The 17,357-nt window shown below is 68.6% G+C and carries 13 protein-coding genes; 2 read left to right on the top strand and 11 right to left on the bottom strand.

Features of this window, described 5'->3' with window-relative positions; genetic code table 11:
* Positions 1-6 precede the first annotated feature (6 nt).
* The 10 genes from arcC to ACP59X_RS18740 form a co-directional block, all read right to left on the bottom strand.
* The gene (arcC, locus tag ACP59X_RS18785) at positions 7-951 is read right to left on the bottom strand and encodes a carbamate kinase (protein ID WP_428561371.1); all 945 of its coding nucleotides are present in this window, start codon (positions 949-951) and stop codon (positions 7-9) included.
* Positions 952-982: 31 nt separating this feature from the next.
* The gene (locus tag ACP59X_RS18780) at positions 983-2,383 is read right to left on the bottom strand and encodes a YlbE family protein (protein WP_428561368.1); all 1,401 of its coding nucleotides are present in this window, start codon (positions 2,381-2,383) and stop codon (positions 983-985) included.
* A gap of 483 nt (positions 2,384-2,866) precedes the next feature.
* The gene (locus ACP59X_RS18775) at positions 2,867-3,409 is read right to left on the bottom strand and encodes a DUF6790 family protein (RefSeq protein ID WP_428561365.1); all 543 of its coding nucleotides are present in this window, start codon (positions 3,407-3,409) and stop codon (positions 2,867-2,869) included.
* Positions 3,410-3,449: 40 nt separating this feature from the next.
* Positions 3,450-4,745 (bottom strand): amidohydrolase, encoded by a 1,296-nt coding sequence (locus tag ACP59X_RS18770; RefSeq protein WP_428561363.1) that lies wholly within the window; start codon positions 4,743-4,745, stop codon positions 3,450-3,452.
* Between the two features lie 76 nt (positions 4,746-4,821).
* The gene (locus tag ACP59X_RS18765) at positions 4,822-6,372 is read right to left on the bottom strand and encodes a DUF1254 domain-containing protein (protein ID WP_428561360.1); all 1,551 of its coding nucleotides are present in this window, start codon (positions 6,370-6,372) and stop codon (positions 4,822-4,824) included.
* Positions 6,373-6,449: 77 nt separating this feature from the next.
* Positions 6,450-8,945: an arylsulfatase gene (locus ACP59X_RS18760; protein WP_428561357.1), complete on the bottom strand. Its 2,496-nt coding sequence runs from the start codon at positions 8,943-8,945 to the stop codon at positions 6,450-6,452.
* 81 nt (positions 8,946-9,026) lie between these two features.
* Entirely contained in the window at positions 9,027-9,758 is a 732-nt protein-coding gene (locus ACP59X_RS18755; RefSeq protein ID WP_428561355.1) for a DUF6515 family protein, read from the bottom strand.
* 12 nt (positions 9,759-9,770) lie between these two features.
* The gene (locus ACP59X_RS18750) at positions 9,771-10,535 is read right to left on the bottom strand and encodes a DUF2092 domain-containing protein (RefSeq protein ID WP_428561353.1); all 765 of its coding nucleotides are present in this window, start codon (positions 10,533-10,535) and stop codon (positions 9,771-9,773) included.
* 133 nt (positions 10,536-10,668) lie between these two features.
* A complete protein-coding gene (locus ACP59X_RS18745) occupies positions 10,669-11,454 on the bottom strand; it encodes a hypothetical protein (RefSeq protein ID WP_428561351.1) in 786 nt (261 codons plus the stop codon).
* A 229-nt stretch (positions 11,455-11,683) separates the two neighbouring features.
* Complete coding sequence (locus ACP59X_RS18740) at positions 11,684-12,691, bottom strand: AraC family transcriptional regulator (protein WP_428561349.1); 1,008 nt, start codon at positions 12,689-12,691, stop codon at positions 11,684-11,686.
* 165 nt (positions 12,692-12,856) lie between these two features.
* Here ACP59X_RS18740 and ACP59X_RS18735 point away from each other — a divergent pair, with 165 nt between their 5' ends.
* Positions 12,857-13,177 carry a hypothetical protein gene (locus ACP59X_RS18735; RefSeq protein ID WP_428561347.1) on the top strand — a complete coding sequence of 107 codons (321 nt, stop codon included), beginning with the start codon at positions 12,857-12,859 and terminating at the stop codon, positions 13,175-13,177.
* A gap of 196 nt (positions 13,178-13,373) precedes the next feature.
* Here ACP59X_RS18735 and ACP59X_RS18730 read toward each other — a convergent pair whose 3' ends face one another.
* Positions 13,374-14,447 (bottom strand): hypothetical protein, encoded by a 1,074-nt coding sequence (locus tag ACP59X_RS18730; protein WP_428561344.1) that lies wholly within the window; start codon positions 14,445-14,447, stop codon positions 13,374-13,376.
* 437 nt (positions 14,448-14,884) lie between these two features.
* On the opposite strand from ACP59X_RS18730, the gene ACP59X_RS18725 reads away from it, so the two are divergent.
* The gene (locus tag ACP59X_RS18725; RefSeq protein WP_428561342.1) at positions 14,885-16,846 is read left to right on the top strand and encodes a sigma-54-dependent Fis family transcriptional regulator; all 1,962 of its coding nucleotides are present in this window, start codon (positions 14,885-14,887) and stop codon (positions 16,844-16,846) included.
* Positions 16,847-17,357 lie beyond the last annotated feature (511 nt).

Below are 17,357 nucleotides of genomic sequence, written 5' to 3'. Positions count from 1 at the left end.
ACAACCCTATTTGATGATCCTGGTGCATGTGCCGGATCGTTCCATGGCCGCGACGATGTTCTCCTGACAGGTGATGATGGCCTGGGCGCCGCCTTTTTCCACGTATTCGACGGCGCTACGGATCTTCGGCCCCATGCTGCCGGGCGGGAATTGGCCGGCGTCGAGCCAGGATCGGGCTTCGGCCACGGTCATGGCGTCCAGGCCACGCTGGGTCGGCTTGCCGTAGTCCAGGCTGACCTGGGCGACGCCGGTGAGGATGAGGAACAGTTCCGCGCCGATGTTGTAGGCGAGCAGGGCGGCGGTGGCGTCCTTGTCGATGACGCCGTCGGTGCCGACCACCCGGTCGGTCAGGTAGTTGACCGGAATGCCGCCGCCGCCGCAGGTGATGACCACGGTGTCGTTTTCGGCCAGGTACTTGATGGTGGACAGTTCCAGGACCTTGCGCGGCTGGGGCGAGCAGACCACCCGGCGCCAGCCCCGCCCGGCGTCCTCCACCACGTGCCAGCCCTCGGTCAGGCGGTACCCCTCGGCCTGCTCCCGGGTGTAGAACGGGCCGATGGGTTTGGTGGGGCGGGCAAAGGCCGGGTCGTCGGGGCTGACCACCACCTGGGTCAGGATGGTGGCCACCTCGCGCTGCATGCGGTCCTCTTCGAGCACGGTGCGCATGCTGATTTCGAGCATGTGGCCGAGCAGCCCCTGGGAGGAGGCCACGGCCACGTCGAGGGGGGGCACCGGGATGATGTCCCGGGCTTTTTCGAATTGAATGAGCAGGTTGCCGACCTGCGGCCCGTTGCCGTGGACCAGGATGAGCTGGTAGCCCTGGTGCAGGATGGCCAGCATCTGCCGGCAGGCCGCCTTGGCTTTTTCGAGCTGGGTGGTGAAGGAGCCGTCGTCGCCGGCATCGAGGATGGCGTTGCCGCCGAAGGCCACAACGGCAATGGGCTTGGTCATGGTCGTGTCTCCTGCCATGGGGTTGGGCGGCTCAGCACGGGACCGGCATGGCCTCCAGGGCCAGGCGGAAGGCGGCCAGGGGCGCGCGGGCGATGCCCGTGCCGATCTGGCCGACGCCCGAGGCCTTGTGGAGCACGCCGGTATCGATGATGGGCGTGAGGCCAAGGCGCGCGACCTTGCGGATGTCGATGCCGATGGGGGCCGGGGTGAAGTCCACGGCGCCCGGGGCAAAGGCCGGGTTGGCGCCGGCGCAGATGGCGCGCATGGCGGCCATGGCCTGGCGGGCATGCTGCATGGAACCGCCGACAAAGGAACTGATGCTCGGCGCGGCACCGATGATCATGCCGCCAAGGCCGACCGTTTCCACGATGGCGCTGTCGCCGATGTCGCCGGCCGCGTCCTGCGGGCCGTAGCCGGAATAGTAGATGGCCTCGTCCATGGACGCGGTGGGGGCGATGCACCACTGCTCGCCCAGGCCGCCGACGCGCAGGGCGAAGTCGACGCCGTTGCGGCTCATGGCCGTGACCACGGTGGAATGGGGGATGCCGTGGGCGGCATCGGCGGCGGCCTTGCAGGCGGTGAGCGTCAGGCTGAGGAACGAGTGGTTGTTTTGGCCAAGGAACTCCACGATCCTGGAGACGGCCTCGCGCTTGACGTCGGTGGCCAGCAGCATGGGCACGAGCTGGCGCAGCAGCAGCAGGGTGCAGGCGGCGCTGCGGGCATGCACCTCGTCGCCCATGAGCGTGCCTTCGGCGATGACCTTGAAGATGTCGAGGCCCTGGTCCCGGGTGCGCAGGGCGGCGCGCAGGCTCGGGCCCAGCACGTCGCGCATCCAGCCCAGGCGCTTGATGGTGCCTTTGTCGTAGGTCCCCATCCAGATGACGTTGCCTTTGCCTTCGTTGAAGGTGGACCAGGAGCGGTTGCCGTAGGTGGCGTTCTCGGTGACGATCACCGGCATGGACGGCGAGATGATGCCGCACATGGCGCCGACGCTGCCGAACTGGGAGTTGGGGAGGAGTTTGATGTCGCCGGTGCGGAGTTTCGCTTCGAGTCCCGCCCGGTCGGATACCCAGCCTTCGAAGATGGCGGCCGCTTCCACGGCGCGTTGCTGGGGGTCGCACATGTCGCCAAAGGCGATGGGGGGGCCGGAGTGCAGCAGGAAATGGCCTTCCAGGCCGGAGATGGCCTCGAGGGCCGGCTGGACGTCGATCCACAACGGCCGGCTGTCCATCATGCGGGCGATGGTTCGGGCGTTGGCCGCCTCGACGACCGGGTTTTGCAAGCGCGCCAGCTTGTCGATCAGCGCGCTGTCGCCGTCGGCGGGCGGCCGCCAGTCGACCTGGATGGCGGCGACGCCCTGTTCCCGGAGTTCCTCGTAGAATCCTTCCAGGCCGACATTGACGACGCGGATGTCTTGATGGAGATCTGGCACCGGATGCTCTCTTTTCAGGAGGTTGAGGTGACGAATTGTTTGCGCATGGGCACTGTATGGCGACAAAACAGTTGGCGTATATAATTGGTATGAATGGATGCGGTGTCTTTGTTGTGCAAAGGAAATCCGTGCTTATAGTTTGATATACATTGTGGTGCAGGCATTTTTCTTGTATCGTTCCCTCGGGGAAGGAGCTTTTTCTTTTGCGGCTTGGAAGGGAAGAATACCTTCCGAATTACAAATCCCGTGCCAGGGGAATGGCAAAAATAAATTAATTAATACGGTGAGTTGTCTTGACGGCCTGGCGTGAGGCGCCGCAGGTCGTCAAAGGGCGATGAAAGATCGTTGGCGGCAACGAAAAGTCGTTGTTTTCAGTGGCGGTTCATGCCTGGGCCGGGGCGGGCCACCCGGAGACGGTGTGGCCTGTCGCCGTCGGGGGGGCGCTGGCCGGCCGAGGCTGCGGGCCTTCCGCGCGGGCCTGGCCTAGGGCGCGCTTCGTTTGGCGGCCCGGCCCAAGGCGTAAAACAGGGCCAGCATGGCCAGGGGGCCGAGGATGTCGGTGTAAAAAATGACGCCGGCATTGTTGGGAGCGAAGTTGCCGGCCCGCATGGAGGCGATGTGCCCGCCCGCCGCGCCGAGCAGGAAGACGGATTGGGCAATGGCCAGGCCGAGCCAATAGCCCGGCCGGGTAAAGGGGGCCAGGAGGCCGGCGAGGCCGAATCCGAAATTGGCCATGCCCACCTCGAACTGGAAAGGGCTTGGCGCCCAACCGATGGACGCGGCGATTGTTTGGGCGAAAAAGACATGCCCGACCCCGCCCCAGACGCCGCCGACCCCGACAAAGAAGAAGATCAAGTACTTGAGGATGGCTTCCAGCCGCAAGGCACCGCGTGCCTTGTGGCTGGCGGCCACGGCCAGCCCGAAAAGCGGCCCCACGGCAAGCAGGATGCCGCTGCCGTAATCCGGCGCGGCCGCGGCGGCACACAGCGTGACCAGGGCCAGGGCAAAGGCGACGATCCGTTCCATGGCGACCTCGGGCTAGGTTGGGGGGCTGGAAAGGGCCTGCTCAGTGCCCGGCCTTGGCCGCGTCGAAGGCCTGGCGGATCTCCCGGACCGCGTCGGGGTGGCGCAGCAGGCCGTCGGCGGTCAGGGCCACGGCCTTGGCCGTGGCCACGGCGGCCTGCCAGCCCGCCGAGGAGCCGGCCGCCTCGCGCATGGCATCGGCGTGCAGGGACGTGCCGTCCGGGGCGATCTTGAACCAGACATTGACGGTGGGGTAGGCGTCGCCCACGGCGCCGAGGTCCGAGGAGACGAATTCGTCGAAATCCCGGATGGCCGCGTCGTCGATGCCGGCCTGGTGCAGGGCGTCGCGTATGCGGTCAATCAGCGGCGCCACCCGGACCGGGGCGGCGATGGACACGCGGGGTTCGGTGAATTCCAGCCCGGCCCCGGTGCCCAGCGCCCCGGCCCGGGCGCAGGCGCACACGCGTCCGTAGGCGTTCTCCATGGTGGCGGTATCCAGGGCGCGCACCCCGAATTCGGCCTGGGCCAGCTCCGGCACCACGTTCACCTTGTCCCCGCCCTTGGTGATGATGCCGTGCATCCGCACGTCCTGGCGCACGTGCTGGCGCAGCATGTCCACGCAGTGAAAGGTCAAAAGGGCCGCGTCCAGGGCATTGACGCCCAGTTGCGGCGCGGCGGCGGCATGGGCGGCCTTGCCCTGGAAGGTGAAGGTGGCCCGCTTCATGGCCAGCAGGCGCTGGTCCAGGCTGAAGCGGTCGGCCGGGTGGGTGGCGAGCACCACGTCGACGCCCTCGAAGTGCCCGCCTTCGAGCAGGGCGACCTTGCCGCCGCCGGCCGAGCCGCGTTCCTCGTCCGGGGTGCCCATGACCACGAGCTTGCCCGGGGTTTGCGGCATGCGCTGGGCCAGGGCGGCGGCGGCCAGCAGGCCGGTGCCGGCGATGAGGTTGTGGCCGCAGGAATGGCCGTTGGCCAGGGCGTCGTATTCGAGCATGATGCAGACGGTGGGCCCGGGGCCGCTGCCGGCCATCTCGGCCTTGAAGGCGGTTTGGGAGACACCGCCCGGTACCAGGTCGGCCGGCACGGCCAGGTCGCCGGTGACGGTGAAGCCGAGCCTGGCCAGCTCGTTTTTGAGCAGTGCGCTGCTTTGGAATTCCTTTCCGCTTTGTTCCTTGAGGGCGAAGATACGGTCCGCGATGTCCCGGCAGGCGGGGGCGGCCTTGTCCACCGCGTCGGTGACGGCATCGGCCCGGGCCGGTTGCGGGGCGGCCAACAGCAGGGCCAGCAGGAGGAGGTGGGCCAGGGCTGGCCAGGCGGGGGCGGGTTGGCGGGAAGCGTCCATGGCGTCCTCCGAGGAAGAAGTGCCAGGCCGTTTCCATCCCTCCCGACGGAAACGGCCCGGCCGTGTCCAGGCGCCCTTACGGCGCGGGAACGATCTCACCCGGCCGCCAGGCCTTGGCGAACCAGGGCTCCAGGGGGCCGTACAGGCGCAAAATGACGTTCCAGCCCTGGCCGGGCACGGTCTGCACCCAGTTTTTCTCCTTGCCCGCCGGGGCCTTGGGCCCGAAGTACACGTCCACCGAGCCGTCGGGGTTGACGGCCAGCCCCTGCGTCTGGCTGCTGACGCTGGGGAAGCGCTGGTCGGTTTGCAGCATGGACCGGGTCTGGTTGCTGTAGACGATGACCGACCAGAAATCCTTGACCGGGATGTTGGGCGGCAGGTGCAGCGTGTAGTTCCTGCCGCCGTCAAGGGGCTTGCCGTTGGCGTCGAGCAGGGCCCAGGCGTACTGCGAGCCCTTGCCGACCATCTGGATGTCCATGGCCGGGGTCACGCCCGTGGCCGCGAAGAAGAACATGATGGCCCCGTCGAGGCTGTCCACGCCGGGCTGGGTCTCGAACTTGTAGCCGCCCAGAAACGGCACGCGCCAGGCGCTGTTGGCGTAATAATAGGCGGCCTTCTCCCGCATCCGGTAGGCCACGGCCCGGGCCGTGCCGTCGCCCACGGCCGCGGCCTCGGCCAGGATGGCGCGCATGCGGGCGTCGGGCGCAAACGGCTTGCCCTTTTCGATGCCGATGGCGGCGAAGTACCCGAGCGTGACCGGATCGAGGGAGTCGGTGGGCTCTTCCTGCACGACCTGGTTGAGGAGTTCCCAGAAGCTGGCGTCGGCCGGGGCCACGGTATTGAAGTCCTTGCCCGACAGGTCCACATAACGCAGTTCGGGCGGCTGGCCTTTGTGGCCCAGGGGATAGATCTTGGTGAACTTCTTGACCAGGGCGATGCCGGGCTTGGGGTCGCCGTCCACCAGGAAGCTGCGCCAGGGAATCCAGAGGTTGAAAGTCGGGGACTGCACCACATGGTAGCCCTTGGGCGTCGCGCCCTTGTAGCCGGGGGGCAGCAGCAGGTACTTGCCGCCCTGGCCGTGGTCCGGGCCGGTGATGCCGACGTCGCCCACCCAGCGGTACCACATGTCGTCGATGAGCCCGAGCACCTTGGGCGGCACTTCGAGCACCAGCGGGCCGTTTTTGAGGTCGACCCAGGTCCAGCTGTAGACGGTGTTGTCGTTGGCCGTGAGAAAGATCGAACGCGAATCCACGAGCTGCTCGAAGATGGGCACCGTGCCGTTGACCGGGCCGAGGGTGCGGATGGCGTTGCGGTTGGCGGCCTGGTTCACGGCCGGCAGCCCCAGCAGGTAGGCCTGGACGGCGCGCTGGAAGTCCAGGTTGTCGTACAGCTTGGCCGTGGTCGCCTCGTCGGGGAAGCCGGAATCGTAGCGCAGGGTGCCCAGGCGCGTGTCCACGCTGGCCGGCGCGGCCACGCCCGGGGGCATGGGGGTGGTCATTTTGTAGCTTGGCGCGGCTGTGGCGGCCGGCGCGCCGGGCGCGGCCTGCTGCGTTCGGGCGCAAGCCGACAAGGCCAGCGCCAGGGCCAAAAGGACCAGGCCGGTCCGGCATTTTTCAGGCTGTATCATGGTCGTCTCCTTGGGGATGGGGTGAAACCAAGCGGGCCGGCGAGCCCTGCGGCGTCGCCGGCCCGCTTGGGGAAACGCTAGTCGCTGCTGCTTTTGGCGCGCTGGGCGGCGGCCAGTTTCTTTTCGTCCTCGGCCGTGAGCTTGGGCCGGTCCACGGTCAGGGTGATCTTGTCAATGGTGCCGGTAAACGTGAACGGCGTCTGGTAATCCGCGTCGGCAACCGGTGTCAGCGTATCCGAGCCGACGTCCAGGGACTCGTCCCATTGCAGGATAAACGGCAGGGTGTGCTCCATCTTTTGCGTGTCCACGGCCTGGCCGTCCACCTTGAGCACGCCCGTGCCGGCGCGGCCCACGCCCGAGAAGTTGTTGAAGGCCAGGGTGCCCATGCCCAGGCCGTCGTAGGCGAAGTCGAATTCCAGCACGTGCTTGCCGGCAGTCAGTTGCGGCCCTTCCCAGCGCACCCGTTTGAGGTCGACCAGGTTCCACAGGAACACCGGCTTTCCCTTGAGCACATAGAAGCCGTAGCCGCCGAAACGGCCGCCCTGGGTGATGAGCATGCCGTCGCCGCCGCCTTCGGGCACCTCGACCTCGGCCTTGAAGGTATAGGAGGTGTTTAACAGCGACGGCGCGTCGCCATTGGGCGTGCCGATAAGGGGCCTGGTCCAGGTAAAGACGTTGCGGCCGGCGGTGATGCTCGGGCGCGGCGCGATCAGGCGCGTGACCACCGAGGTGTCCAGGGGCAGTACCTGGTACTTCTTGGCTTCCTGCATGAAAAGCGCCTGCATCTGCTTGACCTTGTCGGGGTGCTTCGCGGCCACGTCCTGGAATTGGGTCCAGTCCTTGGACAGGTCGTAGAGCTCCCAGGGGAAGGTCATGGGGTCCTTGGCCGGGGAGGCCATGTCCCAGGGCGGCCGCATGACCTTGGTGTTGGCCAGCCAGCCGTCATGGTAGATGGCCCGGTCGCCCATCATCTCGAAGTACTGGGTCTTGTGGGTGGAGGGCGCCTGGGCGTTTTTGGCATCGAAGGTGTAGGCCAGGCTCACGCCCTCGATGGGGCTTTGCTTGATGCCGTCCACGGTCTCGGGCTGCTTGACGCCCGTGACGTCGAGGATGGTCGGCACGATGTCGATGACGTGGTGGAACTGGTGGCGGACCCCGCCCTTGTCGGTGATGCGCCTGGGCCAGGAGATGGCCATGCCCTGGCGCACGCCGCCGATGTGCGAGGCGATCTGCTTGGTCCAGGGGAAGGGGGTGTCGAAGGCCCAGGCCCAGGGCACGGCCATGTGCGGGTAGGTCTTGTCCGAGCCCCAGGCGTCGTAGAAGTACTTGAGCTGGTCTTCCACGGGCACGACCACGCCGTTGAACATGGCCACTTCGTTGGGCGTGCCGACAAGCGTGCCTTCCGAGCTCGTGCCGTTGTCGCCGTTGATGTAGATAATAAGCGTGTTGTCGAGCTTGCCCATGTCGGCCACGGCCTGGATCACCCGGCCGATCTCGTGGTCGGTGTAGGCCACGTAGGCGGCGAAGACCTCGGCCTGGCGGATGAAGAGCTTCTTCTCGTCGTCACTGAGCGTGTCCCACTTCTTGAGCAGGTCGTCGGGCCAGGGAGTCAGCTTGGCGTCGGCCGGGATGACGCCGAGTTTTTTCTGGTTGGCGAAAATCTCTTCGCGCAGGGCGTTCCAGCCCTTGTCGAACAGGTGCATCTGGCTGATTTTGTCGATCCATTCCGGGGTGGGATGGTGGGGGGCGTGGGTGCCGCCGGGCACGTAGTAGACGAAGAACGGCTGGTCGGGGTCCAGGGCGTTGATGCGCTGCATGTAGTCGATGGCATCGTCGGCCATGGCCGTGGTCAGGTTCCAGCCGGGTTTGCCCAGAAAGGGGTAGATCTGGGTGGTGTTGCGGAACAGGTTCGGCTCCCACTGGTTGGCGTCGCCGCCGACGAACCCGTAGAAGTAGTCAAAGCCCATGCCGATGGGCCACTGGTCGAAGGGGCCGTCCTGGCTGGCCTGGAAAGCCGGGGTGTTGTGGTCCTTGCCGAACCAGGAGGTGCGGTAGCCGTTGTCCTTGAGGATGCGGCCGATGGTGGCCTTGTCCTTGGTGATGAAGCTGTCGTAGCCGGGGTAGCCCGTGGCCTGCTCGGCGATGACGCCGAAGCCCACCGAGTGGTGGTTGCGGCCGGTAATGAGCGCCGCCCGGGTGGGCGAACACAGGGAGGTGGAATTGAAATTGGTGTAGCGCAGCCCGTTTTGGGCGATGCGGTCCAGGGCCGGGGTGGGGATCACGCCGCCGAACGTGCTCGGCACGCCGTAGCCCGAGTCGTCGGTCATGACGAGAAGCACGTTGGGCGCGCCCTTTCGCGGCATGACGCGCGCCGGCCAGTAGGGTTTCGACTGGGGCGCGGTGTCCTTGATGACGCCGCCGAATTTCTGGGGCGGGGCCGGCAGTTGGTTGCCCGGAATGGTGACGGTGGCGCTCGGCGAACCCGGCGTGCCGGTGATCTGGGCCGCCGCCGGGGAAAGGCCGAAGGCGGCCAGGGCAAGCGCCGCCGCAATGGTGGCGAGGATGTGTTTCATATTTTCCCTCCGTCGGTCCGAGGAGTGCCTGGCTGACGGGCGTACGTCACGGGACCGGGTCCCCGGCTGTGTTTTCGCCGCCTAGAACGGCGCGTTGACCTGGACGTAGACCGTGGTGCCGTCCTGGATCACAGGCTGGTAGTAGACGTCGCCCACGGAGTAGTAGGTCTGGCCGTTGACGAGGATGGGCGCCGCCGCCGGAGGCAGGGCGTAGAGGGTGGCCGCGGCCACGGCCGCGGTCGTTATGGCGGCGGCGGCCGCCACCGCCCCCGGGGCCATGACCGGCGGCGGGAGCACGCCCGGTACGGGCACCGGCACGGGCGCGATGGGGTGCGGCCCGAACCAGGGCCCGGGCGGCGGCGGCACCGCCGGGCCGAAGGCCGGGGCGAAGGGGCCAGGATGGGGGCCGGGCATGGGCGCCGGGCCGAAGGCACCCGGCATGGGGGCCGGGCCCATGGGATGGGGCTCGGGGCCGAAAGCGGCCGGCCCCATGGGCGCGGGCGGATGCATGGCCCCGGCCGGGGGCATGCCGGGCATGGCGCCGAAACCGGGGGCCGGCGGATGGTAGCCGCCGTCCATGCCGCCGAAGCCGCCTTCCGGGGGGTGGAACCCGCCTTCGGGCGGATGGAACCCGCCGAAGTCGCCGCCGCCATGAAAACCGCCGAAGCCGCCGCCGCCGAACCCGCCGTGGAAGCCGCCGCCGCCAAATCCCCGGAAGGCGTGTCCCTCCTGGGGAACGGCCAGGGCCAGGCCGGCGGCCAGGCCGATCAGGCCGGCCAGGCGCGCCCATTTTCGCGTGATGGTGCTACCCATGGTTGGCCTCCGTCAGGGCTTTTTGGTGCCGGCGGCCGCCGGCGGCGTGACGACCTTGGCCCGCACGGCTTCGGCCGGCGGCGTGAAATCGAAGGTCTTGGCGGGAAATCCCGAGGCCGCCTTCCAGTCGGCGTATTCGACCAGGGTGCGGGGATCGCCGTGGAGCGTCTTGTCGGTCACGGCCAGGCGCAACGGCCAGGGGGCCTTGCCGGCGTCGATCCACAGCTCGAAATCCCGGGTGAGCTGGCGCAGGGCGATGTGGTGGCAGGGCTTGCCGCCGACGGTGCTCTGGCCGATGTAGGCGGCTTCGAGCACGCCTTCCATCATGCTCTTGTAGGGGTCGGCGGCCAGGAAATCGACCATGGGGCCGACCAGGCGCAACCGGGCCAGGGCCGCGTCCAGGGCCGTCTCCAGGCGCGGCGGCACGTCCAGGGACACATAGGCCTTGGATTTGGCGTCGTAGACCTGGAACACCGGGCCGTTCTGGACCCAGGTCCCGGCCACGTCGTCGCCGGAGGCCTCGGCCCGCAGCTTGTCCGGCCGGGCGACCTTGATGGCCGTGCTGTGGGCAAAGGCCACCTTCTGGCCGTTGGGGAACACCCGGTCCACCAGGCTTTTTTCCGTGACGGAAAAGGCCGCCAGGGATTGCAGGTGGCTGGCCATGGCCCGAAGCCAGGTGTCGGCCTGGGGGTCGATGGCCGTGCCGGCCCGGGCCGGGGCGGCGAGCAGGGTCAGGCACAGCACGGCCAAGGCCGCGGCAAGGGAGCGGTTGCGCATATGTGGGCTCCTGTCCTTGCCGCCGCACCGGTGGCGGAAACGTCATGCCTGCCGGTCCGGCGGGTTTGCGGGGGCGCCTGAGTCCTCCCCCGCCGGTGGTGCGAATCGGGCGCGAGCCCGGTTGGTCCCGTGGCTAGAAGGTGAAGGCCAGGCCGAGGATGGGGCCGCTTAAGGTCGCGTCGAACTTGAAGGCGCTTTTGCCGCTGCCTTCGTCGTGGTTGACGCCCACGGCCCGGTAGCCCAGAAGCAGCGTGCCGTGCTCCCAGAAGGTGTAGCCGACGGCCGCCGTGGCGTCCCAGGTGATGGCCGAACTGATGGAAAAGCCGCCCACGCCGCCGCGCAGGGACAGCATCCAGGCCTTGTTGAAATGGAACTCGGCCCGGGCGCCGACGATGGGGTCGACCCAGGAGCGGTTCTCGAAGATGTTGCGCCCGCCCCGGGCTCGGTCGCCGTCGAGGAGAAGCGACAGGCTCCAGATGCGCGCCCCGGCCAGCAGGTCGCAGTTCAGGAAGCCGTCGGCCTGGCCCATGGGGAAGGTGCCGAGCCGGTAGAAGGCGGCGATGTCGGTGAGCAGGAGGCTGGTCTTGCCGTCCAGGGAAACGCGCTTGCCCGAGGCCTCGTCGCCGAGCAGCGAATAGTTGAAGTCCGTGAACAGCCCCACGCGGTCGCGGTAGAGGCCCTCGAGATGCACCATGGCCCCGATGTCCAGGTACTTTGCCAGGTTGACGAAGGGTGCGCTCACCGTGGTGTCGTAGCCCTTGGCGCCGATGGTGCCGTTTAGGCCGGTCAGCCAGGCGTAGGGGATGACCGCCCATTGGAAGTCGCCGGTCGTTGCGGGTGGGGTGGATTGGGCCCTGGCCGGGACAGCGCCGAGGATGCAGATGACGAGGAACAGGGACAGGAAGAGTTTGTAGCGCATGCCTGGCTCCAACGGTTTGCATGGCGAGGGCCGGCTCCCGTTGCGTCGTCGCGAACATCCGGTCCGTCTTGGCTGCCTGGCGGAAGCGTTCGCCATTTTGGTCGAGACATACCGAAAGCGTCAGCGGTTGTCTTATTCAAAGACGCAATGTTTGCAAAAAGAACGAAAGCGCCCGTTGCGGTGGCCGGGGCGAGGCCGGTGGATCGGCCCGGGACGGGGCGATGGCGGGTCAGCCTTTGGCCAGGGTCTCGGAGGGCTTTTCCCCGAAGCGTTCGCGGTAGAGGCGGCAAAAAAGGCTTTGGGAGGCGAAGCCGCAGGCCAGGGAGACCGCCAGCAGGCTCGTGCCCGGCTCGGCCCGGCGCAGCATCTCCCGGGCCCGGGCCAGGCGGCATTCCCGCAAAAAGCGCGACGGGCTGTAGCCGCGATGCTTGCGGAAGGCGAGCTGGATCGACCGCACGGACAGGCCGGTCAGCGCGGCCAGGTCGGCCAGGCGCAAGGGCTTGTCGGCATTGGCTTCGATGTAGGCCTCGGCCGCCAGCACCACCTTGGGCGGCGCGGGGGGCGGCGGGGTGCGCAGCAGGGCGGAGGCGTTGTGGTCCAGGCAGGTCAGCAGGGCCGTGAGCACGAGCTGTTCGTACTTGGCCACGAGCAGGGGCTCTTGGGTCAGGCCGGGGTCCTGCTCGAACAGGGCGATGACCTGGTCGACGATGGCCAGCAGCCGGCGTGGCCCGGGCCGGGTCAGGTCGAGCTGGTTTTCGAAACGCAGCGGCCCGCGCGGCGCCTGGCCGCTCAGTTTCGCCAGGGCTTCCTCGATGGCCGGCCGGGTGAAGCGCAGGGTGAGGTTGTTGTAGTAGGGGTGTACGGAAATGACGGAGCGGTGTTCGAAATCGAGGAGGCTGGCGGCCTTGCGCGGGCGACAGGCCAAGGTCGCGCCGTTGGTCCGGATATCGACCGCGCCGTGGCTCACAATGATGAGGGCGAAACTGCGGGGATCGCTGTCGCCGTGGAAAGCGCAGGCCGCGTTCGTGGCCGCGGCATTGAAGGAGACGGCACCGAGGTTGCAGTGATTGTAGACTATTTCAAAGGATTTTTTCCTGAGGATGTCGATGGAGCCGTTGTGAAAATTCGCTGCCAGGGCACTGTTTATGGCCTCCGGCTCGTTCGTGCGCAGGTAGGGGAAGGCTTGCAGGGGAACGGAAAGCCCGGTGAGGTCGAGGGTGGTGTTGGTATCCGCCATGGCTGACTGCGGTCGCACATGATACGACGGTTCGTGTGAACGGTTCTTCCCGTGCTATGGCAGATGTCGGCACGGCTTTCCAGGGGTATTCGCCAGGGAAGCCAGTTTTCACGGGCTCGGCCCCATGGGGTCCAGGACGCCGCCGTGGCCGGGCGGGGAGTGTGCATGAAGCAACCGGCGACATTGCCGTCCCTGCCGCCCCGGGTCCTGGCCCGGCTTTTGGGCTTCGCCTGCCTGTTGTCCCTGGCCGGGGGGGCGGTGCTGGCCTGGGACCTGGCCACGGCCCTGGCCACGGGCGCCTTCCATCTGGTGCGAAACCCCGTCACGCGGGAAACCGGCGGCCTGTTTACGGCCGTGGCGGTCATGGAGTCCCTGGGCATTGCCCTGTGCCTGGGGGTGGCGCTGGTCGAGGCCGTGTTGTGGCGGCGGTTTCGACGCGAGCGCGTCGCGGCCGGTGCCGCCCAAGGCCGGGGCCGGGGCGCCTGATGGCGCGGCCGGGCCAGGGCCTGGGCCATCCCGGCCAAAGGGGCGATCCCCGTGCCCGGCCCTACACCGAAAGAGCCGGGCACGGGGTGGCGGCGGCGCGGGAGCATTCCCGGCGCCCGGCGTTTCCCCGGCACAAGCCGCCGTGATTTCCCGTGGGGCGTGGGGCCGCTCCCCGCGCCCGGCCTTGCCCCGGGCGTCAGGGGGTGGGGGCCAGGGCCTGGGCCAGGGCCTCGGCCACCCGGCGGCGCCCAGCCAGGTCGAGGTGCTCGCAGGCGTATTCGCGGTCGACGAACCGGTCCGTGGGCAAAAGGGCGGACAGGTCCAGGCAGGTGGCGCCCTGGCCCCGCAACGTTTCGGCGATGCATTGGCTGTTGGCCGCGACGTTGGCCACGAGCGCCTCGCCGACGAGCTGCCGGCCGCCTTCCACATCGATGGGCGTGAGGTAGAAGACCGTGGGAACGCCGGCCCGGGCCAGGCGCTGGGCCGTTTCCGACAGGGCGGCCAGCATGGGGTGGTCCGGGGTGATTTGGGTCATGTAATTGTTGATGAAGTGGGTGCGCCGGCCGGCCTCGTCGGGGGACAGGCCCGGCGGGGCCGCGGCCAGGAGGGCGTCGCGCCCGGCGTTGAGGCGGGCGAAGAGCGCCTCGTGGCCGGCTTGGGGCCGGTCGGTGCGCTGCCGCCAGAAGGCGTCCGGGTCGGCCTTGCCCCGGCCCAGCCAGCCCGGCAGGTCGGCCGGGGTGGGCGGGGCGGCCAGAAGCCGCAGGTAGGCGGCGGTTGCGGCGTAGACCCAGCGGGGCGTGAAGAGCCAGTCGTCGGAAAAGCTGCGCAGGTTGACGCCGATGATGGCCAGGCGCGGTTTTTTGGCCGCCGTGGCCGCCAGGCCGGCGTATTCGCGGTAGAGCACGGCCGCGTAGCCGGCGCCGCTTACGGGATAGATGTCCAGGCCCACGGCCGGGCCGAGCATGGCGGCGATGGTGGTGCGCGCCTCGTCGTCGGTGTGGCCGCCCATGACCGAGTCGTTGCAGAAAAACGCCTCGACCCGGCCGCCCCGGAGGGCGTCGCGGAAGCCCAGGGCCACGGCGTTGTGGTAGGCGTCGAAGGATGGCCCTGGCGGGCCGCCCGGGTCCGGCGTGGTGGCGCCCGCCGCGACGGCGCGCTTGTAGTCGCGTTGCAGGGCCGTATATTCGTGCCACCCGTAGGCGGCCAGGCTGGCGATCGCGGCCAGCGTGAGGACAAGCAACCGTCGTTGCAACACGGAAAAGCATTTCATGCCGGAGGTCCTGCCACGGTGGACGCCCACGGACGCGGCAAGGGCCTGTCCGGGCGGCACGCACCTTGGCGTGTTCTTGCAGGGCGCAAAAGCCCCATGCCGCGGGCAGTATCCAACGCGGGCGGCAAAAGCGCAAGAGGCCCGGGGTGGGCCGCCATGGCTTGGATGCACCAGTGGCCTTGCCGGCCGCGCCGGCGGGCTGGCCCCGGGAAACGGGCGGCGCAAGGCGGAGGATAGGCCGTCCGGGCGGCACAGGGCGGCGGGAGGCAGCGGGTAAGCCGCCCGGCCGGCGAAACGGGGGGCGTGCGGCGCACGGCTTACCCTGCGCCGGCTTTTTTGCTATCCTCGTGTCACGCGGTCCCCGCAGCCGGTTCGCGACCGGGGGCGCAACCCATGCCGGGCGGCCCGGCCGGGCCGCCGCGCCAGGATGGTATCGTATGGAACGCCCCGTCTATCCTCCCCTGTCCCAGGAACGCATGGCGGACATCACCAGCCAGTGGCGGCGCTTCCAGGCCGGCGGCGTCGTGGACCCCTCCACCGTGCGCCCCATGATCCAGGCCTCGTGGCGTCGCTGCCGGGAGGCCGGGCTGCCCGGCGACAGCCTGGCCCTGTGCCCCATCGACACCCCGGCCCTGGAACTGGCCTCCAGCCGCCACCGGGACCTGGTGGAAAGCGCCAAGCACTTGATGGACAAGCTCGTGCTGTCCATCCACCTTTCCAAAAGCGTGGTCACCCTGGTGGACACGGCCGGGCTGGTGCTGCACGCCTCGGCCCGCAGCCAGGACCTGGAGAACGTGCCCTACGGCGTGCCGGGGCGGCGCTGCGACGAGGCGACCATCGGCACCAACGGCATGGGCCTTTGCATCATCGAGAAAAAGCCGGTCCATGTCGTCAGCTCGGAGCACTACAACGCCTCGCTGCATTACTTGAGCTGCGCGGCCGCCCCCATCCGCAACCTGGCCGGCGAACTCATCGGCGCCCTCAACCTGGCCATCAGCACCGAGAGCTTCCACCAGCACACCATGGGCCTGGTGGAGGCGGCCGCCCACGCCATCGAGGAGCACCTGCGGCTGCGAAGCCTCGTGCGCAACCAGAAAAGCATCCTGGAACTGCTCGACGACGGCGTCATCGTGCTGTGCCGCGACGGCGGCCTGGTCAGCATCAACCGCCAGGCCTGCGACATGCTGGGCCTGGAGGCCCCGCCGGTCGGCGGCAACATCCGGGCCTACCTCCCGGACAGCGACGCCCTGCGGGCCATCCTGGCCGAGCGCGCGGCTTTTTACGACCGGGAGGTGGCCTTCCAACTGCGGGAGGGCCGGCTCACCTGCGCCCTGTCCTGCGCCCCCTTCGGCGAGGACGGCGTGATCCTCACCCTGCGCGAGGCCCGGCGCATGCGCAAGTACGCCGCCCGGGTGGCCGGGGCCAAGGCCGTGTACACCTTCGAGAACATCGTGGGCGAGGCCGCGCCCTTGCGCGAGGCCCTGCGCCTGGCCCGGGCGGCCTCCCAGAGCGAGGCCACCACCTTGCTGCTCGGCGAATCCGGCACCGGCAAGGAGCTCTTCGCCCAGGCCATCCACAACGCCGGCAACCGCCGCAAGGGGCCGTTCGTGGTGGTCAACTGCGGGGCGCTGCCGCGCAACCTGGTGCAAAGCGAGCTTTTCGGCTACGTGGCCGGCGCCTTTTCCGGGGCGCTCAAGGAGGGCAGCCCGGGCAAGTTCGAGCTGGCCGACGGCGGGACGCTGTTCCTTGACGAGATCGGCGAGATGCCCTTGGAAGCCCAGGTCAGCCTGCTGCGCCTGCTCCAGGAAAGCGAGGTCACGCGCCTGGGCGGCAAGCAGGCCAAGCGCATCGACGTGCGCATCATCGCCGCCACCAACAAGGACCTGGCCACGGCCGTGCGCGACAATGCCTTTCGCGGCGACCTCTACTACCGCCTCAACGTGCTGACCATCCACATCCCGTCCCTGCGCCGGCGCGAGGGCGACGTCGCCTTGCTGACCCGGATCTTCCTGGAGAAGTTCGCCACCGCGCTGCACAAGCGGCATTTGCGGCTGTCCCGGGAGGCCATGGCCGCGCTCGAGGCCTACCACTGGCCGGGCAACGTCCGGGAGCTCGAGAACTGCATCGAGCGGCTGGTCAACGTGGCCCCGGACGACGGCATCGACGTCGCGGACCTGCCCCAGGACGTCGTGGCCGACCTGGCCCGGGGGCCGCGCGGCCCGGCCGGCGAGCCGTCCATGTCGCTCAAGCGCATCCAGAAGGCGCTGATCATCGACACCCTGCGCGAAACCGGCGGCAACTTCCGGCGCACCTCGTCGATCCTCAACATCTCCCGCACCACGCTCTACGCCAAGCTCAAGCAGTACGGCATCGCGGCGGACACCTTCCGGGCGCCCTGACCGTGCGGCCCGCTTGAGGCCAGGCGAACGTCCAGGCCCGGCCTGCCCCCGGCCGGCCACGCGTTCCCGCACGGCCGGTTTCCGGCCCGTCACGCATCGGCTTCCCGCCCCCGGCCCGGCCGTCCCCGGCCATGGCCTTTGCCCGGCCGGCCGGGGGTGTCCCCGGTGTCCGGCGGCATCGAAACGGTGCCGGTCACGGCCGCCCGGCGCCCCGGGTTGCCCGGGTGTCCAGTGGCATCACATGTCAAGCTGACATGTCCAGTTTCCGGACACTCCCTGCCCGGACGGGGCTTCGCCCGCTGTGCTTATTATCCTGAAATATCGGGAAATCATCGCCTAGCTCTGCATGCCGCCGGAATGGTCCGGCTTTTGCTAAAAACGTGATCGCAAGGCAGGATGTTGCGCATAGGCGAGAGACGGTATCCGGTGGTACGCCTTCCGTTGCGGCTTCAGCGGATGGGGAAACGCTCATGTATAACGCCGGAAACAAGAAGTGAAAACGAGATACTCA

It is taken from the genome of Solidesulfovibrio sp. DCME, assembly GCF_049995385.1.
GTDB lineage: Bacteria > Desulfobacterota > Desulfovibrionia > Desulfovibrionales > Desulfovibrionaceae > Solidesulfovibrio.
The sequence above is the reverse complement of the archived record's forward strand: the minus strand, read 5'-3'. Positions and strand labels throughout refer to the sequence as shown.

Bases quoted from the DNA above. Each gene is read 5' to 3' on its own strand.
- ACP59X_RS18745 (WP_428561351.1), bottom strand. From the start codon at position 11,454: ATGCGCTACAAACTCTTCCTGTCCCTGTTCCTCGTCATCTGCATCCTC.
- ACP59X_RS18725 (WP_428561342.1), top strand. From the start codon at position 14,885: ATGGAACGCCCCGTCTATCCTCCCCTGTCCCAGGAACGCATGGCGGAC.
- ACP59X_RS18760 (WP_428561357.1), bottom strand. From the start codon at position 8,945: ATGAAACACATCCTCGCCACCATTGCGGCGGCGCTTGCCCTGGCCGCC.
- ACP59X_RS18730 (WP_428561344.1), bottom strand. From the start codon at position 14,447: ATGAAATGCTTTTCCGTGTTGCAACGACGGTTGCTTGTCCTCACGCTG.
- ACP59X_RS18770 (WP_428561363.1), bottom strand. From the start codon at position 4,745: ATGGACGCTTCCCGCCAACCCGCCCCCGCCTGGCCAGCCCTGGCCCAC.
- ACP59X_RS18750 (WP_428561353.1), bottom strand. From the start codon at position 10,535: ATGCGCAACCGCTCCCTTGCCGCGGCCTTGGCCGTGCTGTGCCTGACC.
- ACP59X_RS18740 (WP_428561349.1), bottom strand. From the start codon at position 12,691: ATGGCGGATACCAACACCACCCTCGACCTCACCGGGCTTTCCGTTCCC.
- ACP59X_RS18765 (WP_428561360.1), bottom strand. From the start codon at position 6,372: ATGATACAGCCTGAAAAATGCCGGACCGGCCTGGTCCTTTTGGCCCTG.
- ACP59X_RS18735 (WP_428561347.1), top strand. From the start codon at position 12,857: ATGAAGCAACCGGCGACATTGCCGTCCCTGCCGCCCCGGGTCCTGGCC.
- arcC (WP_428561371.1), bottom strand. From the start codon at position 951: ATGACCAAGCCCATTGCCGTTGTGGCCTTCGGCGGCAACGCCATCCTC.
- ACP59X_RS18755 (WP_428561355.1), bottom strand. From the start codon at position 9,758: ATGGGTAGCACCATCACGCGAAAATGGGCGCGCCTGGCCGGCCTGATC.
- ACP59X_RS18775 (WP_428561365.1), bottom strand. From the start codon at position 3,409: ATGGAACGGATCGTCGCCTTTGCCCTGGCCCTGGTCACGCTGTGTGCC.